This window comes from Roseibium salinum, assembly GCF_026240905.1.
Lineage (GTDB): Bacteria > Pseudomonadota > Alphaproteobacteria > Rhizobiales > Stappiaceae > Roseibium > Roseibium salinum.
This window is the reverse complement of record NZ_JAPEVI010000003.1, coordinates 4,161,837-4,180,891: the sequence shown is the minus strand read 5'-3', so window position 1 is coordinate 4,180,891 and position 19,055 is coordinate 4,161,837. Positions and strand designations below refer to the sequence as shown.

Below are 19,055 nucleotides of genomic sequence, written 5' to 3'. Positions count from 1 at the left end.
CGGCGAAAAAGCAAATCCTTACCAAGACGCCAAGATTAGGCGCCACATCTTCTCTGCGTCAATGCCGCCATTGGCGGAATCCTCAACTCTGTGACACTGCGGACCGGAATTTTATTCCTCCCGACCGTACACGCAGCTTTATTGACTCGCTGCCGGTTCCTGATATTTGTCTGGCGCCTGAACGAAACTGACGACAGTCGGCTCTTGAGTAACGTACCTCAAATGGACCCGACCGAGTGGTCCGCTCCGGTAATCGGGGCTGTAAGCAACGGGAAGATGATGACCGATCTTGATAAACACCAGCGCATGGCAAATGCGATCCGCTTTCTTGCCATCGATGCCGTGGAAAAGGCCAAATCCGGTCACCCGGGACTGCCCATGGGCACAGCAGACATCGCAACTGTCCTGTTCACCGAATTCCTGAAGTTCGATCCGACAGCCCCACACTGGCCGGACCGCGACCGCTTCGTACTCTCCGCCGGCCACGGCTCCATGCTTCTCTACAGCCTGCTTTACCTGCTCGGCTATGAAGATTTCACGCTGGACGAACTCAAGAACTTCCGCCAGCTCGGTTCCCGCACGGCCGGACACCCGGAATACGGCCACGGCGCCGGGATCGAAACCACGACAGGCCCTCTCGGCCAGGGTCTCGGCAACGCCGTCGGCATGGCAATTGCCGAACGCCTGCAGACCGAGCGCTACGGCGCCAAGCTCGTCGATCACTACACCTATGTGCTGGCCGGCGACGGCTGTCTCATGGAAGGCATCAGCCAGGAAGCCCTGTCACTGGCGGGCCACCTCAAACTGAACAAGCTGATCGTCATCTGGGACGACAACGGCATTTCCATCGACGGCAAGGTCGAGATTACCGACAGCACCGATCAGCTGGCCCGGTTCGCCGCTTCCGGCTGGAACACGCTGTCGGTCGACGGCCATGACCCGGTGGCCATTTCCGCGACCATCCGCCAGGCCCAGGCCAGCGACAAACCGACCCTGATTGCCGCCAAGACCACGATCGGCTTCGGCGCACCGACCAAGGCCGGCACCGAAAAGGTGCACGGCTCGCCTCTGGGCGCGGAGGAAATCAAGGGCACCCGTACCGCTCTGAACTGGCCGCACGCGCCGTTCGAGGTTCCCAGCGACATTCTGGACGCCTGGCGCATCGCCGGCCTCAGGTCCGCCCACGCGCACCGGGATTGGCAGAAGCGGTTCGCCGAGGCGGATTCCGAAATCCGCGCCGACTTCGAGCGCCGCAACCGCGGTGACCTGCCGGCCGGCTTCAACAAGGCCATGCAGGACTACAAGAAGAAGCTTGCCGACGAACAGCCGACCATGGCGACGCGAAAGGCTTCCGAAGCCGTTCTGACGGTCATCAATGAAGTGGTGCCGGAAACCATCGGCGGCTCCGCGGATCTCTCCGGATCCAACAACACCAAGACGCCGCAGACCAAACCCATCACGCCGACCGACTTCTCCGGCCGCTATATCCACTACGGCGTGCGCGAGCACGGCATGGCCGCGGCCATGAACGGCATTGCGCTGCATGGCGGCCTGATTCCCTATTCCGGCGGCTTCCTGATCTTTTCCGACTACTGCCGTCCGTCGATCCGCCTGGCGGCGCTGATGGGCCAGCGCGTCATCCACGTGATGACGCACGATTCCATCGGCCTCGGCGAAGACGGTCCGACCCACCAGCCGGTGGAGCATTTCGCGGCCATGCGCGCGATTCCGAACCTGACCTTCTTCCGTCCGGCGGACATCACCGAAACGCTCGAATGCTGGCAGCTGTCCCTGGAAAACCGCAAAGGCCCGTCGGTCCTGGCCCTTACCCGCCAGAACCTGCCGTCCCTGCGCAAGTCCTATGAGGAAGACAATCTGTGCGCACGAGGCGCCTATATCCTGATCGACAGCGACACGGATGCGGCAGTGACGATATTCGCGTCCGGTTCCGAAGTGGAAATCGCCGCGGCCGCTCACAAGGAACTGATCGCGGCCGGCATTGCGGCACGGGTCGTTTCCGTTCCATCCTTCGAACTCTTCGAAGCGCAGTCTGACGACTACAAGGCGTCCGTCATCGGCGACAGCCCGGTGAAGATCGCCGTCGAAGCGGGCATCCGCATGGGCTGGGACCGTTTCATCGGCAACGACGGCACCTTCATCGGCATGACCGGCTTCGGTGCCAGCGGCCCCTACAAGGACCTCTACGAACATTTCGGCATCACCGCGGATGCCGTCGCCGCGGCCGCGAAGGCCAGGCTCGAAGCTTGAACGACCTAGAACACCGGCGGCAGCAGTCCTCCTAATGCCGCCGAGCCCCGAGCACAGGCGTGCTCTCATCACGGCCACCTCAACAGTGGCTTACCAATTGGCGCCGGCCTCCTCGAACGGTGCCGAAGATTGCGGGAGTGGAATATGGTTACCAAGGTAGCAATCAATGGTTTTGGCCGCATCGGCCGGAATGTCTTGCGCGGCATCGTCGAATCCGGCCGCACCGACATCGAAGTTGTCGGCATCAACGATCTCGGACCGGTTGAAACCAATGCGCACCTCTTGCGCTACGATTCCGTTCATGGCCGGTTCCCGGCCAAGGTCACCGTCGAAGGCGACACCATCTCCATCGACGGCGGCAAGCCGATCAAGGTGACCGCGATCCGCGACCCGAAGGACCTGCCCTGGGGCGAGCTCGGCGTCGACATTGCCATGGAATGCACCGGCATCTTCACCGCGAAGGAAAAAGCGTCGCTCCACCTGGAAGCCGGCGCCAAGCGCGTTCTGGTCTCCGCCCCGGCGGCGGGCGCCGACAAGACCATCGTCTTCGGCGTCAACCACGATGCGCTGACCGCGGACGACCTGGTCGTTTCCAACGCGTCCTGCACCACCAACTGCCTGTCTCCGGTCGCCTACGTCCTCAACGAAGCCGTCGGCATCGAAAAAGGCTTCATGACCACGATCCACTCCTATACCGGCGACCAGCCGACGCTGGATACGATGCACAAGGACCTGTACCGCGCCCGCGCGGCCGCCATGTCCATGATCCCGACCTCGACCGGCGCCGCAAAGGCCGTCGGCCTGGTTCTGCCGGAACTCAACGGCAAGCTGGACGGCGTCGCCATCCGCGTTCCGACCCCGAACGTTTCCGTGGTCGACCTCAACTTCATCGCCAAGCGCGGAACCACGGTCGAGGAAATCAACGCGGCCATCAGGGAAGCCGCCGACGGCAAACTGAAGGGCATCCTCGGCTACACGGACGAGCCGCTGGTCTCCATGGATTTCAACCATGACAGCCACTCGTCGGTATTCCATATGGACCAGACCAAGGTCCTGGACGGCACCTTCGTGCGCATCCTGTCCTGGTACGACAACGAGTGGGGCTTCTCCAACCGTATGGCCGACACGGCCGTCGCGATGGCAAAGCTCATCTGATCCAGCCTAGAGAAGACGCCGGACACTCTCCGGCGTCTTTCTTGTCGGTGTCAGCGCCCTTCCCAAAAAGAAAACCGCCGCTCGAACATCATTTCAGGCAGACGTTCCGGACAAAGGTCATGTAGACTTGAACCGCGCAAATGCAGTTCAAATCCGGAGACGCCGTCATGACCCCGCTACTTGTCATTCTTGGGTCGTTAGTTGCGGTTGGTTGCCTCGTGGGTCTCGTCTTCTATTGGGCCGACCTCAAGGAAGAACAGCAACGGGCCCCGTCGGATCAGGACTGGGAACCGGACGTCGGCACCTCCGAGATCGAAACCGACATTCAGCAAAGGTCCGAAATTCCAGGCAAGAACGACTGAACCAGGACGAAAAGCATTGCATCGGCCACGCGTTTTTCCTCTTGGTGTTATTCGTGCTTGCCGACATCGGCATTTATTTCCTTGAACGCTCCAGGGAAGGTGACAACCCACAACGTCAGCGAAAATGGCGACCGGATGTGCACCGCTCAAGGGCGTCGAGATTGAAGAACCACGACCCTGGAGGGATGAACCGCTAAAGTGCATCCCCCTGCATCCATTCTATCTTGATATTCGGAGTGCCTGTGCTCGAACTTCTCACCGTCGTTTCCCTGACCATCGTCGTCGCCATCGTGCCGGGACCGGACTTCGCCGTCGTCCTGCGGAACGCCCTGATCGGCGGACGTCTCGCCGGCATCATGACCGCCCTCGGCATCGCGCTCGCCCTCGGTGTCCATATCACCTATGCACTGGCCGGCATCGGCCTGATCGTTTCCCAGTCGATCCTGCTCTTCAATGCACTCAAACTGATCGGCGCTGCCTATCTCATCTTCCTTGGCGTCACCATGTACCGGACCGCATCGAGGGAAATGCCCGCCGGCGGAGCTCAGTCCGGCATGCCGCCGATGAGAGCTCTGCGTTGGGGCTTCCTGACAAATGTGACCAACCCGAAGGCGACCATGTTCGCCCTGAGCGTCTTCCTGCAGGTCACCTCGCCGTCGACCGCGCTTTGGACGCAGATCGGCTATGGCGTCATCATGGCGAGCGGCGTATTCCTGTGGTTCGTCCTCGTGACGCTGTTCTTCACGCTCCCTGCCGTGCGGCAGCAGTTCGTGCGCGCCAAACTCTGGATGGAGCGCTCCTTCGGCGTCCTGCTGACCTTGTTCGGTATCGGTATCGCTGTCACAACCAACTCGACCCGTCCCTGACTACAGGTGCTTCCATGGCTTTCAAGACTCTCGACGACCTCACCGACATTGCCGGCAAACGGGTTCTGGTCCGCGTTGACCTGAACGTCCCGATGGACGGCGGCAACGTGTCCGACGCCACGCGCATCGAGCGGGTTCTGCCGACCATCCGCGAGCTTTTCGACAAGAAGGCGAAGGTCATCCTGCTCGCCCATTTCGGCCGCCCGAAAGGCGAGCGCGTGCCGGAAATGTCGCTTGCCCCGGTCGCGCCGGCGGTCAGTTCCCTGCTCGGCCGGCCGGTTGCCTTTGCCGGCGACTGCATCGGCCAGGCCGCTTCCGGCGCCGTTGCGGCCATGGCGGAGGGCGACGTTCTGCTGCTTGAGAACACCCGTTATCACAAGGGTGAGGAAAAGAACGATCCGGACTTTGCCAGGGCGCTGGCCGAAAACGGCGACATCTACGTGAATGACGCCTTCTCCGCCGCCCACCGCGCGCATGGCTCCACCGAAGGCATCGCCAGACTTCTTCCGGCCTATGCCGGCCGGACCATGCAGGCCGAACTGGAAGCGCTCGTCTCCGCCCTCGGACAGCCGGTCCGTCCGGTTCTCGCCGTGGTCGGCGGCGCCAAGGTCTCGTCCAAGATCGACCTCCTGGAAAATCTCGTGTCCCGGGTCGACATGCTGGTGATCGGCGGCGGCATGGCCAACACGTTCCTGGCCGCAAAAGGCATCGACGTGGGCAAGTCGCTGTGCGAGCATGACCTTGCCGATACGGTGAATAAGATCATGGCGGCGGCCGAAAAATCCGGATGCGAGATCGTGCTGCCGGAAGATGCCGTGGTTGCCAGGGAATTCAAGGCCGGCGCCGCCAACGAAACGGTCGCGCTTGACGCCATTCCGGCAGACGCCATGATCCTCGACGTCGGCGCGGCCTCCATCGAAGCCGTCAAGGCGCGCATCGACACCGCCCGGACACTGGTCTGGAACGGGCCTCTCGGCGCCTTCGAAATCGAGCCTTTCGATCGGGCGACCGTTGCCGCGGCAAAGCATGCGGCGGAAAACACCAGGGCCGGCAAGCTGAATTCCGTTGCCGGCGGCGGCGATACGGTTGCAGCACTGAACCATGCCGGGGCCGCGGACGATTTCTCCTACGTCTCCACGGCAGGCGGAGCTTTCCTGGAATGGCTGGAAGGCAAGGACCTGCCGGGCGTGACTGCCCTCGGGGCCTGACCGGCCGGGCATCTGGAGAGCGATTAGCTTTGCTGCATTCAGGCGGACAAGCCTGAATGCAGGCTGATCCGGCCGGAAGGAGACGGAATGCACCGCTGTTTCACCAACATCCTGACGGAAGAGGTCGCCGTGACGGCGGCCTTCTACGAAAAGCTGCTGGGATTGCAGCGGCAGTTCACTTCGGACTGGTTCATCAGCCTGGTCGATCCCGACAATCCCGGCCACGAGCTCGGCATCCTCAACCAGACCAGCGAGATCGTTCCGGCCCGGGCGCAGCGTGCCCCGGCCGGGGTGATCCTGACTTTCGTCGTGGCGGACTGCGACACCGTCTATGAGCAGGCGGTGACCATGAACGCCAATATCGTCGAGGCGCCGCGTGAAATGCCCTACGGCCAGCGGCGGATGATCCTGCGGGATCCCGCCGGCACCTTCATCGATATCAGTTCTCCGATTGGCTGAACTGCGCCTGCACGGATCCGCCCGCCGACCGCCTGAATTAATTTGTGGAACGAATTAATTGCCCGCTGCGTTTTTCCGGCATGCCTTTGTATTTTAATTGGTTTAGGCAGCAAGACCCCACTTTTAACTGCGGGAAATCTTGTTAGAACCGCCATGGATTGAAGCATGAGGCGATCACTATGAATCGTTTGGCCCTTCGGGTGACGGAAAACGACCTGTCGGCGGCAAGGTGCCATCAAATGATCCATATCTATCGCCTTATTCTCTGAAGCACCGCAACACCGGTGACAAAAGACAAGCCAGCCGGACGGCTGCAGAAACCGGACAACGGGAGATTTATCGATGGCACGTATTACCCTTCGCCAGCTTCTCGACCACGCCGCCGAACACGATTACGGCGTTCCGGCATTCAACATCAACAACATGGAGCAGGCGCTGGCGATCATGGCAGCGGCCGACCAGACCGACTCCCCGGTGATCATCCAGGCCTCCCGCGGCGCCCGCGCCTATGCCCATGACGTGATGCTGAAACACATGATGGATGCGGTGTCCGAGATCTATCCGCATATCCCGGTCTGCGTTCACCTGGACCACGGCAACAACCCGCAGACCTGCATGACCGCCATCCAGTCCGGCTTCACCTCGGTCATGATGGACGGCTCGCTGCTGGCGGACGGCAAGACACCGGCCGATTGGGACTACAATGTCGACGTCACCAAGACCGTGACCGACATGGCCCATCTCGGCGGCATCTCCGTTGAAGGCGAACTCGGCGTGCTCGGCTCCCTGGAAACCGGCATGGGCGACAAGGAAGACGGCCACGGCGCGGAAGGAAAGCTCAGCCATGATCAGCTGCTGACCAACCCGGACGAGGCGGTGAAGTTCGTCGCGGAAACCAAGGTCGACGCGCTTGCCATCGCCATGGGCACCAGCCACGGCGCCTACAAGTTCACCCGCCAGCCGGACGGCGAAATTCTCGCCATGCACGTGATCGAGGAAATCCACCGCCGCCTGCCGGACACTCATCTGGTGATGCACGGCTCCTCCTCCGTGCCCCAGGACCTTCAGGACATCATCAACCGGTATGGCGGGGAAATGCCCCAGACCTGGGGCGTGCCGGTGGAGGAAATCCAGCGCGGCATCAAGAACGGCGTGCGCAAGGTCAATATCGACACCGACAACCGCATGGCCATGACCGGCCAGATCCGCAAGGTCCTGAGCGAGAATCCGGGCGAATTCGACCCGCGCAAATACCTGAAACCGGCCCGCGAAGCCATGCAGAAACTCTGCGCCGAGCGGCTGGAAGCGTTCAACACCGCGGGCCAGGCCGCGAAGATCAAGAAGATCATCCCCCTGAGCGACATGGCCAAGCGCTACCAGGACGGCAGCCTGGATCCGAAAATCAAGTAATCGGCGGTCCAGGGACGGTTTCATTCACTTTCTTGAAAGAGGGGCCTTGCGTCCCTCTTTCGCCGTCATTAGGGACAAGAACATGGCAATGTGCCATTTGCACCCGATCGAGCAGGACCATCCAACGTGAACCGCCCGCGCATTTTTCTGATAACGCCACCGGAATTCGATGCCGCTGACCTGGGCGGAAAGCTCAAGCAGGCCTTCTCCGGCGGCGACATCGCGTGCGTGATGATCTACATGCCCGGCGCAGGCACCAAGGACATCCAGGCGGCAGCGACAACGCTGGTGCCGGTCATCCAGGAAGGCGGCGCGGCGGCGATCGTCTACCAGGACACCCAGGCCGCGGGCAGAAGCGGCGCGGACGGCGTTCATGTCGACACTTCCCTGGACGACCTGAAGCTGGCGGTGGAAAGCTTCCAGCCCGAGAAGATCGTCGGCACGGGCGGCACCAAGCTCAAGCACGACGCCATGGAATGGGCGGAAACCGGTGTCGATTATATCTTCTTCGGCAAGCTGGACCTCGAAGAAGAGGAAAACGCCCACCCCAGAACGCTTTCGAGTGCCGAGTGGTGGGCGGAACTCTTCCAGACACCCTGCGTCGCCCTTGCCGGAAACTCGATCGATACCCTTGGGGATGTGGCGGCAACGGGAGCGGATTTCGTGGCGCTGAAGGATGCCGTCTGGCAATCCGGCGCGGATATCTCAACAGTGATTTCGGAGGCTAACCGGATTCTGGAGGCCCATCCGTTTGTTGACACCGACTAGGGGTGCGGACCCACAAATGAGGACGAAATGGCGAAGGAAATGAGTTGGCTTTGCCGGAACAGCCGGACCGCGCTCCTCCTGGCCGCCGCACTGCTGATCGCCCTGCCCGGCCCCGGCCTGCTGGCGCAGGAGAGCGGCGGAACGGACGCCACGCCGGACACGGCGGCGGAAGACGGCGCACCGCAAGCAGCCCCGCCTGAAGGCGACGCGGCCGAAGTTGTCCCGCCGCAAGTCAACCCGCCGGCAGCCGTTGCCCCCGGCCAGCAGTCCGTGCTGGTCGATGTCACGACCAACAGCAAGACCCTTTTGAGCATCGTCGATGTCGGCCCGCCGAAACTCGAGGAAGGTGAGCAGGCGACGGCGGACACCGCCTACTCCGCATTCCAGCGCGGCTGGTTCCTGACCGCCCTGGGCCTGGCCACGCCGCTGGCCGAGGCAGGCAACAAGGCGGCTCAGGCGCTGCTCGGCGTGTTGCACGAGGCCGGTCTCGGCATCAAGCAGGACAAGGCCAAGGCAGCCGACTGGTACGCCCTCGCGGCCAAGGCCGGCGATGCCGGGTCGGCCATGCAGCTTGCCCAGTTCCACCTGCTCGGCACCGGCGTGGAAAAGGACAAGGAGAAGGCCGCCGATCTCTTCGAGCAGGCCGCCGACGCGGGCAATGCCTCCGCGCTCTACAATCTCGCCCTGCTTTACCAGGAAGGCGAAGGCCGGCCCTATGACGAGGAAAAGGCGCGCGAACTCCTGGAAAAGGCCGCCAAACTCAACGATCCGGAAGCACAATATGCCCTCGGCCTGTCCTATCTGGAATCGCGGAGCGGCCTGAACGACCCCGGCCAGGGCGCCTTCTGGCTGGGCCGGGCCGCACGGCGCGGCCACAAGTCCGCGCAGGTCTATTACGGCATCCTCCGCTTCCAGGGCAAAGGGGTCGAACCCAACGAGGCGGAAGCCGCCGACTGGTTCGAGCGCGCCGCGACCTCCGGCAACCCGGTCGCCATGAACCGGCTGGCGCGGATCTATGCCTACGGCCGCGGCCGGGAACAGGATTATGCGGCCGCCGCCGGCTGGCACCTGATCGCCCGCACGCTCGGCGTCAACGATCTGGAACTCGACCGGATCGTGGAATCCCTCGATGAGGAAACCATGGGCGAAGCCCGCAAACTGGCGGAGCAGTATTCGGCGACGCTGATGGCGCCCTCCGAGGATCCGGCCAGGGAATCTCCGTAAACTTTGCAATCCCCGGGCAAAAGCGCACCGGCCAAAGGGCCTAACTTCACCAGGACATGCGCCTGATCGCCTTTTTCCTTGAATCGGACCGGCTTTTGTGATGGACAGGCGCGAGCGAATTTGTGCACGCCAGCCTTCTACGCTGGTCGCCGTGCCGCTTCAGATCCAAACAAATTGAAAAGTCGGTCGTTCCATGAAGATCAACGGAAACGAAATAAAACCCGGTAACGTGCTGCAGCATCAGGAAACGCTGTGGGCCGTCGTCAAGGTCCAGCACGTGAAGCCGGGCAAAGGCGGCGCCTTTGCTCAGGTCGAAATGAAGAACCTGATCGACGGCCGCAAGCTCAACGAGCGTTTCCGCTCCGAAGACAAGGTCGAGCGCGTCCGCCTGGAGCAGAAGGACTTCCAGTACCTTTACACCCAGGAAGACATGCTGATCTTCATGGATACGGAAACCTACGAGCAGCTGGAACTGCAGATGGATTTCGTCGGCGACCGTGCCGCCTTCCTTCAGGACGGCATGATGGTGACCGTGGAAATGCACGAAGAGCGCCCGATCGGCATCACCCTGCCCCAGCATGTGACGCTGGAAATCAGTGAAGCCGATGCCGTGGTGAAGGGACAGACCCAGTCCTCCTCCTACAAGCCCGCGCTCATGGAAAACGGCGTGCGTGTCATGGTGCCGCCGTTCATCACCGCCGGCGAGAAGATCATCGTGGACACCGGCACGCTGGAATATGTCCGCCGCGCCGACTGACCCGGCCTGAGAATACAATCATACTGGTGTGCCCGGTTCCGGCCGGGCAATGCCCAACAACAAGTGACAGTCGATGGCCCGCACAGCTCTCCTCAACGTGATGGTTCAAGCCGCAATCAAGGCCGGACGTTCTCTGGTGCGCGATTTCGGTGAAGTGGAAAACCTGCAGGTGTCCCGCAAGGGACCCGGCGATTTCGTTTCGGCCGCCGATCGCCGCGCCGAGGAAATCGTGCGCAGCGAGCTGACCAGAGCCCGCCCGACCTACGGTCTGGTCATGGAGGAAAGCGGCGAGGTCGAAGGCTCCGACGGCCAGCACCGCTGGCATATCGACCCGCTCGACGGCACCACCAATTTCCTCCACGGCATCCCGCTCTTCGCAACCTCCATCGCGCTCGAACGGGCCGGGGAGATCGTTGCCGGCGTCGTCTACAACCCGGTGATGGACGAGCTCTACACCGCCGAACGCGGCCGGGGCGCATATCTCAACGACCGGCGCCTGCGGGTGGCCGGGCGCACCGACCTGACGGACATGGTGTTCGCCACCGGGCTTCCGTTCATCGGCAAGGGTGACCACGGACGGACCTTGCGCGAACTTCGCTTCATCATGCCCGAAGTCGCCGGCGTCCGGCGCATGGGCGCCGCCGCCCTCGATCTCGCCTGGACCGCCTCGGGGCGGGTGGACGGGTTCTGGGAGCGCAACCTGAACTCCTGGGACATTGCCGCCGGTATCCTTCTGGTGCGCGAAGCCGGCGGCTTCGTCAGCGACATGGCTGGCAGGAACAAGATGATGGAAAGCGGAGACGTGGTCGTCGGCAATGAATTTGCCCACAAGTACCTGCTCCGTCTCCTGAAACAGGCCGAGGCACCGGCAGACGGCACTCAGGAAGTCGCCACGGACACATCCGCGTCCTGAGAACAGGGCCGCCTTTTCGGCCCTCCAACAAACGTCCGAGAGGCAACCTGCTGCCAAGGCTTCGCCCGGATCGCTTCCCGCGGCAATGACCTTGTATTGCCTGAATGCGCCAGATTACGGGTTTTTCAACTTTAATTGGCCCTCTCGGGACGATTGGAGGTTTCCAAGGCGTTAAAAATCACGTTATCAATCGCCTTACGCTCTGGAGCAAGAGGTGATCTATTGCGCATTATGGCCCGTGAATTTGACCCCTACAGTCTGTCCAGCCCGAGGGCGTATCTGACCTTCATGATCATCTTCCTGGTGATCGTCGCCTTCATCGCCTTCATCTTGTTCCCGCAGATTTCTACAGCGTTCATGAGCAACCCGGGCCTCAACGGCCTGATCGTATTTGTCGGCGTTTTCGGGGTTCTCCTGCTGTTCGGCAGGGTAATCCGGCTGTTTCCGGAAATCTCCTGGGTCAACAGTTTCCGGATGGGTGACCCGGCCCTGGACACGCGCTCGCCCGTCCTGCTCTCTCCGATGGCCTCACTCCTGGCCAACAAGGCCGGCGACATGGCGCTTACGCCGACCACCGCGCGTTCGATTCTCGATTCCATCGGCATGCGCCTGGAGGAATCACGCGAGATTTCGCGCTACCTGACGGGCCTGCTGGTGTTCCTCGGTCTGCTCGGCACCTTCTGGGGCCTGCTTCAGACCGTCAGCTCCGTCGGCGCCACCATCCAGTCCCTCGACGTCGGCGCGGGCGATGCGAATGTGATCTTCGAGGATCTCAAGGCCGGGCTGGAGGCGCCGCTGTCCGGCATGGGCACCGCCTTCTCGTCCTCGCTCTTCGGCCTCACCGGATCCCTGGTTCTCGGCTTCCTCGACCTGCAGGCCGGCCAGGCGCAGAACCGCTTTTATACCGAACTGGAAGACTGGCTCTCCACCGTCACCGATATCGAACCGGAAGAAGGCGTCTTCACCTCCTCGGTCTCCCCCGGCGTCGAACAGATCCAGGCCTCGATCACCGCCCTGCAGAAGAGCCTCGAGGAAGGCGGCAGCCGCAACGCCAACCAGGCCATGGCCAACCTTGCCGAGGGCATTCAGGGCCTGGTCAAGCATGTGCGTTCCGAGCAGCAGATGATGCGCGACTGGGCCGAGTCCCAGGGCGAGCAGCAGAAACGGATCGAGGGGCTTCTGTCCTCCATCGCCGCGGCCTTCGACCGCGCAAAGGAGTAGCGCCATGGCGGCAGGATACCGCGGCCGCCGCCGCGCCCAGTCAACGGACTACTGGCCCGGCTTCGTCGACGCCATGGCGACGCTTCTGCTCGTCATCATTTTCCTGCTGTCGATCTTCATGATCGCCCAGTTCTTCCTGTCGCAGCAGCTTTCCGGCCGCGACACGGTGCTCAACAGGCTGAACGCCCAGATCAACGAACTGACCCAGTTGCTGGCCCTGGAACGGGCAAGTTCCACCGACCTGGAGGATACCATTCAGGGCCTGCGCGCGAGCCTGAGCGACGCGCAAGACGAACAGGCCCGCCTGCAGGGTTTGCTTGAAAGCAGCTCCGGCGAAGCCGATGCCGCCGGCGGCAAGGCGGCCCGGCTGGAGAACCTACTGGACGACGAACGCCAGGTCAGCCAGGCGGCGCTTGCTCAGGTCGAACTGCTCAACCAGCAGATTTCCGCGCTCCGCCGCCAGATCGCCGCCGCCAACGCGGCGCTCGACGCCGCCGAGGCGAAAGAATCCGAAAGCCAGGCAAAGATCGCCAGCCTCGGCCGCCGCCTCAACGCCGCGCTGGTCCAGCGCGTTCAGGAACTCTCCCGCTACCGCTCCGACTTCTTCGGCCGGCTGCGCGAAATCCTGTCGCAGCGCTCCGACATCTCTGTGGTCGGCGACCGCTTCGTCTTTCAGTCCGAAGTGCTGTTCGATTCCGGCTCCGAAGACATCAACCCGGCCGGCCAGCAGGAGCTCGAAAAGCTCGCCGAGGCCATCCAGGAACTGAGCCTGCAGATCCCCGACGAGATCAACTGGGTGCTGCGCGTCGACGGCCACACCGACGCCCGCCCGCTCTCCGGCGCGGGCCGCCTGCGCAACAACTGGGAACTCTCCGCCGCCCGCGCGATCTCCGTCGTGCGCTACCTCATCCAACAGGGCGTCGACCCGAAACGCCTCGTCGCCGCCGGCTTCGGCGAACACCAGCCGCTGGCGGAAGGCGACTCGCCGGAAGCACTGGCGAAGAACCGGCGGATCGAGTTGAAGCTGACGGAGCGGTGAGGCTCGGGGTTCGGCGGAAATTGGGGCAAATGCGTCTGCGAGCGGTGGAGTTTCGCCGGCCTGGGCAAAGCGGATGCCCGAGCTTTGATCACCGCTTTGATCACCGTCCTGCTGTGGTGACTGTCATGCCCCCATGCACATCGCTATGGAGGATTTCCAGCCCCGCATTTGACAGGCTCGCATGAAGCCACTCAACCGGGATTTTCAGTTTGGGGTACGCACTCTTTTCAAGGGTCCAGCCTTGAGGTGTCCTGACGTGCAGCAAATCGTGCACCAGAACGCGGTCTCCCTGGTCTTCCAGGAAGCAGAGCATTATCTTGTCGTCCGACGCGCGAACCTGGATAAAACGATCCAGGCCGGATGGTGTTCTCGTCAGGTCGCGCCAGGAGATGACCACTCGGCCGGTAGTCGATAGCATCGCGGCGATATTGGAAATCAGTGACTCGACGTCCTCCAAGGACGCCAAATGCGTCAGGGTGTCACCCATGCACACGACGGTATCGACCGGGCCGTGCAGGATGTGGTGAAAGTCGACGATATCCGCATTGTGAAGATCAACCTGCAAGCCGCGTGTCTGCTGGCCCAGGTACTCGAGCAGGCTCTGATTGAAATCGATTGCGTGGACATGTCGCGCACCCAGATCGAGCAGTGCGAGAGACTGATATCCGGGACCGCACCCAAGATCCACAGCAACACCCGGAGCCGAAATGCCTGCGATCTTCAGAAGCTCCAGCTGCTCTTCGCTCTTGTCTTCTATGGATTGACCGACCATCCAGGTATAGTTCTTGGCCAGAAACTGTTCATAGTGTTCACGTACAGACTGCATTTCTCGGAACTTTCACACACTTGGTCAAATTAATGGACTTCGTCGAGAAGAAATACTTTCCGGACCACGGCTGCCGTCACAAGCGTGATGAACTTGAACCGGCGCGCTTCACAGGCATTCAATAAAGGCGGTGCTGAGCGTCATTGTCGATGATGTCCTGCACGTCTGCCAAAGAGCTGGAGAGCTTGCCGTGAGCGACCATCGCCTGGGCGAGGCTGGGCACGTCGTCGAGCGGTGGCCAGAACTCAGGTTGCCACAACCTGCTGCGCGCAATGGACTTCGCGCAATGAAGGAAAGCCTCTTCCACGTTGACAACCAGGACCAGTGCAGGAGGCCGTCCCTTCACGGCTAACTTTCCCTGCAACACCGCGTCTTGCACGATTTTGGCGCGACCGCTCATCCGCAAGGTGTCACCATTGCCCGGGATCATGAACAATAATCCGACCCGCGGGTCCTCTAGCAAACATTCGAACGTGTCGACCCTGTTGTTTCCGAGCCGCTCCGGGATCGCTAGCGTCTTGTCATCAAGAACCGTCACGAAACCCGGTGCGTCCCCCTTGGGCGAAACACTTGTTCGAACACCGGCACCCCGTGCTGACACGACGACGAATGGACTTGCAGCGATAAACCGCCGGCAAATTTCGTCGATATGGTCGATAGTCTTGTGACTTACGAGCGGGCTGGGCTCCTTGATAATCTCCCGCAACCGGGCACGCGTCTCAATCACCTCTGCAAATCGCCGCTGTTCCATCTGGAGATCCTTCCACAGGCGTTGCTGCAGATGATCGAAACACGATCATCTGCAGTTGCTTCACCAAAGCCTTAGGCCCGTGCTTCGATCACCATGTTGGTGTCGCTCTGGACCGCCAGTCGGACGTGTGAAAAGCCTGCTTCCTCCAGAACGGCGGTAAGGCGCTTGAACCCCGCCTGAGCGCCCAGAGCCAAACCGACCTCTTGAGCGCGAGACGCGGGTGTACACACCAGCGTGGAAGCTGAGTAAAAGATCTGGCCGAGCAGGTGGAGGTTGTCGGTTAAGTCGTCGCCGGCGCGAGGCTCTACAAGCATCAAAGTGCCACCCGGCGACAGGGACTTTCGAATTGCCCGGGCAGCCCCTACCGGGTCGCCCATGTCGTGCAACGCGTCAAACATGCACACCAGATCGAAACCGCCCTCTTCGATTTCCTTGACCGCTTTCACCTCAAATCGGGCATTGGCCGAAACGGATGCCTGGGCTGCTTTCTCGCGCGCGGTCACGATTGAAGGCGCGTGGAAGTCGTAGCCGATGAAGGAGCTTTCCGGAAATGCTCCGGCCATGAGGACCGTTGAGCTGCCGTGACCACAGCCTATGTCGGCGACTTTGGATCCCCCCTTCAGCTTCTCGACCACACCGTCCAGCGCAGGAAGCCATGCGTCGATCAGATTGGCTTCATAGCCGGGACGGAAGAACCTGTCGGTACCGCAAAAGCAGCATCCATGATGGTCGCCCCAGGGCCTTCCAGCGCCAGTCCGGGACGTTTCGATCGCTTTTTCGTGCGTTGTGAACTGAGCGGTAAGGAGTTGGAAAAACCCTGCAGGAACGCCGGATGCCCTTCCTGCGCAAGTGTGGTGGCTTGCTCCGGGCTCAGCGAAAAGCGATCCGTCTCGGGGTGATACAGCACATAGCCGGCGGCGGCTTGCGCGCTGAGCCATTCCTGCAAATAGCGCGCGTCGACATTACATGCGCGAGCCAACGCATCACTGGTGCAAGGTCCATTGTCCCGGAGTGCGGCATAGACCCCCGTTTGGTCTCCAATGTAACCGAGCAATACGGCGAACGCGCCGCCAACGTCTTGCAGAATTTTTCCTGTAAGAGCCTGCAGTTTGTCTTCATCGATAGTATGTTCAATCCGGTAGGTAGAGTCTTCAAGCGCCATTGGACGGTTCCTTCTAGTAAATCGTGGCGACAATCAAGTTTTCAGGTCGCGTCAATATCCACGTCCTGGTCGCCGGAGTTTCTAGTCGGGCACTCCCACCGTGTGAATGTGCGAGCGTCTGACATGTATGTCCCATCGTCCGGCAAAATTGATCGCAAGCCGTGTGACCAATGGCACTGTCAAAAGGAGAGCGAATGCAGAACCGCGCGGATCTAATATCGGACGTATTGCGTGTGGTTCAGCTTTCCGGCGCAATATTCTTTGAAGTGAATGCACGCGCGCCGTGGATTTCCGAAGCACCTCGATCAAGTGAGCTGCTGCCCCTGGTGATGCCGGAAGCGCAAGGCCTGATCGAATACCATGTCATGCTGCAAGGGGAAGGCTGGGCGGAAATCGTGTCCGAGGCCGGTGCGTGTGAGCGCGTCCGGCTCGAAGCAGGCAGCGTCATAATATTCCCTCACGGGGACGCTCATCGCATGGGCAGCGATCTCGCGCTCGAGAGTGCGCCGGATCTCGGCCATTTCGCGCCCCCTGATCCGACGATCACGCTGCCTTTCAAACTTGAGGTTGGGGAAGGTACCGGCAATTCGGAAGGCACATGTGCCGAACTGATTTGCGGATTTCTTGGTCACAGTTCAAAACCGTTCAATCCCCTTCTGGAGGCGCTTCCCCGGATACTCCATGTCCGGCCTCGCGAAAGGAGGCACGACAAGCCGGACGACAGGTTGCTGGAGTTGATACAAGCAGCCGTGGAAGAGAGCCACTGTCAAAGGATTGGCAGTTCCGCGGTCCTGTCTCGATTGTGCGAGTTGATCTTCATCGCGGCCGTGCGCAGGTACGTGGAAGACCTGCCGGAAAATGCGAGTGGCTGGCTTGCGGCCGTCCGCACACCAGGCATCGGCAAGGCACTGGCGCTCATACACAGCCATCCGGCCCGCGACTGGACACTGGAACAATTGGCCCGCGAAGCGGGCATGTCGCGCAGTGTAATGGCCGAACGCTTCAATGCCGTGGTTGGAACACCACCGATGACCTATCTCTCACGCTGGCGTATGCAGCTCGCGGCAAAATTGATGGAAACCGGCTCCCTGCCGCTGCGGGCCGTGGCAGAATCAGTAGGCTACGAGACGGAAGCATCTTTCAGTCGGGGCTTTAAACGGATCGTGGGAATGAGCCCGGGACAATGGCGGCGAAGAACACGACATCGACAATGAAGCTTCGCGGCCAGCAGACAATGACCAGTTGGACCGCCACCCACCAGCAGACGATCGCCATCGAAAACGACATACACGAACCGCCCCAAAAAGATCCTCCGGCTGTCTGCCGACGGTTCAGGGGAATGGCAGACCACCAGTTCGTTGTCCCGGACCGGGCGAAGCGCAGATGGGCAGAAAACAGCACGTCGGGTGCAAAAGAGCCACCGGCTTCGGCGAACACCAGCCGCTGGCGGAAGGCGATTCACCGGAAGCACTGGCGAAGAACCGGCGGATCGAGTTGAAGCTGACGGAGCGGTGAGGCTCGGGGTTTGGCGGGATTGGGGCGACAGCCTTGGGGAGAGGTGGTGGAACTAGCCCGGGTGCGGTTGGGCGAATAGGCGGCAGCAATCGATTTCCCTGTAATCTAATCGATAATCTCCGCCTTGCCTTCGGCCTGCAAGCGGGCGAGACCGTCCTTCATCTGCTGCAGCCTTTCGGGCGTGTGCCCTTGCCACTTCGTAACTTCGGCGATGACGCGCAATGGCTCCCGGGAACGATAGGACAGGGTCGGATTGCCGGGAAACTTCTTGTCGGTCAGGTTGGGATCGTCCTCGATCGGCCCGGTCGGCTCCACGACATAGATCCGTTCGGGTCCGCTTCCGGCCGCGAGTTCGGCGCCCCAGATCGCCGCGTCGAGCGTGCCCGAAAAATAGACCCAGGACAGCCGCCGGGTACTGGTGAAGTTGGATTGGTAACCGACGACAATCAGGTCTCCGGTTTTCAAGTCGGCGCGCGTGCCGTGAAAGAACGACTGGGCAAACATGCTGGCTGAAGCGGACAAGGCTGGAGGCTCCATTCGGCGTAGTGTGTCGGCAACTGCGCGTGATCAGGCAGGAACGTAGGTCAACCTGATCACATCCTCGCCGATCATATCGCTGGCCACACGGTGGAGCCGCGGCCGCGGTCCGGCAAAGAACGGCGTGCCGCGACCGAGTACGACGGGGTGGAGGTAGAGGCGATACTCGTCAATGAGACCGAGATCGGTCAGGCTTTGCGCCAGCTCCGGTCCGGCGACGGCAATCTCCCCGCCGTGTTGAGCCTTCAGCTCGCGGATCGCCGCCTCGATGTCATCGCCGACAAGTGTGGCGTTGGGGCCGACGGAGCTCAAGGTGCGCGACACAACCCATTTCGGTTGGCGCCGCCACGCCGCCGCAAACTCGAGTTGATCCGGTGTCCACTCGGGAAGGTCCTCGTCCCAATAGCGCATCATCTCGTATATGCGGCGACCGTACACGCTGCCGCTCAGGCCACGCACATGCTCTATCCAGTGACGAAAAAGGTCGGGACCAGGCGCAAACGCCTCATGGTCGACATAGCCGTCCAGGGAATGGTTCATTCCAAAAACAAGCTTCGCCATACCCCTTCCTTTCTTCACACGGGAGACTTTCGCAGCGCTCTGGTTGCGTCATG

The 19,055-nt window shown here is 61.5% G+C and carries 19 protein-coding genes and 1 pseudogene; 15 read left to right on the top strand and 5 right to left on the bottom strand.

Annotated features, from left to right (window positions below; all coding sequences use genetic code 11):
• The first annotated feature begins 279 nt into the window (after positions 1-279).
• The 13 genes from tkt to ON753_RS23945 all read left to right on the top strand — a co-directional run bounded on the left by tkt (position 280) and on the right by ON753_RS23945 (position 13,650).
• Entirely contained in the window at positions 280-2,268 is a 1,989-nt protein-coding gene (tkt, locus tag ON753_RS24005) for a transketolase (protein WP_265966259.1), read from the top strand.
• Between the two features lie 144 nt (positions 2,269-2,412).
• Complete coding sequence (gene gap / locus ON753_RS24000; protein ID WP_265966256.1) at positions 2,413-3,423, top strand: type I glyceraldehyde-3-phosphate dehydrogenase; 1,011 nt, start codon at positions 2,413-2,415, stop codon at positions 3,421-3,423.
• A gap of 167 nt (positions 3,424-3,590) precedes the next feature.
• Complete coding sequence (locus tag ON753_RS23995; RefSeq protein ID WP_265966253.1) at positions 3,591-3,785, top strand: hypothetical protein; 195 nt, start codon at positions 3,591-3,593, stop codon at positions 3,783-3,785.
• A 242-nt stretch (positions 3,786-4,027) separates the two neighbouring features.
• The gene (locus ON753_RS23990; RefSeq protein WP_265966251.1) at positions 4,028-4,651 is read left to right on the top strand and encodes a LysE family transporter; all 624 of its coding nucleotides are present in this window, start codon (positions 4,028-4,030) and stop codon (positions 4,649-4,651) included.
• 14 nt (positions 4,652-4,665) lie between these two features.
• A complete protein-coding gene (locus ON753_RS23985; RefSeq protein ID WP_265966248.1) occupies positions 4,666-5,859 on the top strand; it encodes a phosphoglycerate kinase in 1,194 nt (397 codons plus the stop codon).
• Positions 5,860-5,946: 87 nt separating this feature from the next.
• On the top strand, positions 5,947-6,318 hold the full coding sequence (locus ON753_RS23980) for a VOC family protein (RefSeq protein ID WP_265966245.1): 372 nt from the start codon (positions 5,947-5,949) through the stop codon (positions 6,316-6,318).
• 342 nt (positions 6,319-6,660) lie between these two features.
• The gene (gene fba, locus ON753_RS23975) at positions 6,661-7,728 is read left to right on the top strand and encodes a class II fructose-bisphosphate aldolase (protein ID WP_265966244.1); all 1,068 of its coding nucleotides are present in this window, start codon (positions 6,661-6,663) and stop codon (positions 7,726-7,728) included.
• 126 nt (positions 7,729-7,854) lie between these two features.
• Entirely contained in the window at positions 7,855-8,496 is a 642-nt protein-coding gene (locus ON753_RS23970; protein WP_265966242.1) for a thiamine phosphate synthase, read from the top strand.
• Between the two features lie 27 nt (positions 8,497-8,523).
• Positions 8,524-9,720, top strand: coding sequence for a tetratricopeptide repeat protein (locus ON753_RS23965; protein ID WP_265966240.1), 1,197 nt, complete (start codon positions 8,524-8,526; stop codon positions 9,718-9,720).
• Between the two features lie 193 nt (positions 9,721-9,913).
• Positions 9,914-10,477, top strand: a complete 564-nt coding sequence (gene efp, locus ON753_RS23960; protein WP_265966237.1) for an elongation factor P — start codon at positions 9,914-9,916, stop codon at positions 10,475-10,477.
• A gap of 73 nt (positions 10,478-10,550) precedes the next feature.
• On the top strand, positions 10,551-11,390 hold the full coding sequence (locus ON753_RS23955; protein WP_265966235.1) for an inositol monophosphatase family protein: 840 nt from the start codon (positions 10,551-10,553) through the stop codon (positions 11,388-11,390).
• A 231-nt stretch (positions 11,391-11,621) separates the two neighbouring features.
• Entirely contained in the window at positions 11,622-12,611 is a 990-nt protein-coding gene (locus tag ON753_RS23950; protein WP_265966234.1) for a flagellar motor protein MotA, read from the top strand.
• A 4-nt stretch (positions 12,612-12,615) separates the two neighbouring features.
• On the top strand, positions 12,616-13,650 hold the full coding sequence (locus ON753_RS23945) for a peptidoglycan -binding protein (protein WP_265966232.1): 1,035 nt from the start codon (positions 12,616-12,618) through the stop codon (positions 13,648-13,650).
• A 100-nt stretch (positions 13,651-13,750) separates the two neighbouring features.
• Here the strand turns inward: ON753_RS23945 and ON753_RS23940 are convergent, their stop codons facing one another.
• The 3 genes and pseudogenes from ON753_RS23940 to ON753_RS23930 form a co-directional block, all read right to left on the bottom strand.
• Positions 13,751-14,476, bottom strand: a complete 726-nt coding sequence (locus tag ON753_RS23940) for a class I SAM-dependent methyltransferase (protein ID WP_265966230.1) — start codon at positions 14,474-14,476, stop codon at positions 13,751-13,753.
• A gap of 118 nt (positions 14,477-14,594) precedes the next feature.
• Positions 14,595-15,227 (bottom strand): MSMEG_1061 family FMN-dependent PPOX-type flavoprotein, encoded by a 633-nt coding sequence (locus tag ON753_RS23935; RefSeq protein ID WP_265966227.1) that lies wholly within the window; start codon positions 15,225-15,227, stop codon positions 14,595-14,597.
• Between the two features lie 71 nt (positions 15,228-15,298).
• Positions 15,299-16,389, bottom strand: a pseudogene (locus tag ON753_RS23930) (class I SAM-dependent methyltransferase).
• Positions 16,390-16,583: 194 nt separating this feature from the next.
• Between ON753_RS23930 and ON753_RS23925 the strand changes: the two are divergent.
• Complete coding sequence (locus ON753_RS23925) at positions 16,584-17,603, top strand: AraC family transcriptional regulator (RefSeq protein ID WP_265966226.1); 1,020 nt, start codon at positions 16,584-16,586, stop codon at positions 17,601-17,603.
• Between the two features lie 169 nt (positions 17,604-17,772).
• Positions 17,773-17,904: a hypothetical protein gene (locus ON753_RS23920; protein WP_265966224.1), complete on the top strand. Its 132-nt coding sequence runs from the start codon at positions 17,773-17,775 to the stop codon at positions 17,902-17,904.
• A 105-nt stretch (positions 17,905-18,009) separates the two neighbouring features.
• Here the strand turns inward: ON753_RS23920 and arr are convergent, their stop codons facing one another.
• Together arr and ON753_RS23910 are read right to left on the bottom strand one after the other, a co-directional pair.
• Complete coding sequence (gene arr, locus ON753_RS23915; protein ID WP_265966222.1) at positions 18,010-18,426, bottom strand: NAD(+)--rifampin ADP-ribosyltransferase; 417 nt, start codon at positions 18,424-18,426, stop codon at positions 18,010-18,012.
• 45 nt (positions 18,427-18,471) lie between these two features.
• Complete coding sequence (locus tag ON753_RS23910; protein ID WP_265966220.1) at positions 18,472-19,002, bottom strand: dihydrofolate reductase family protein; 531 nt, start codon at positions 19,000-19,002, stop codon at positions 18,472-18,474.
• Positions 19,003-19,055 lie beyond the last annotated feature (53 nt).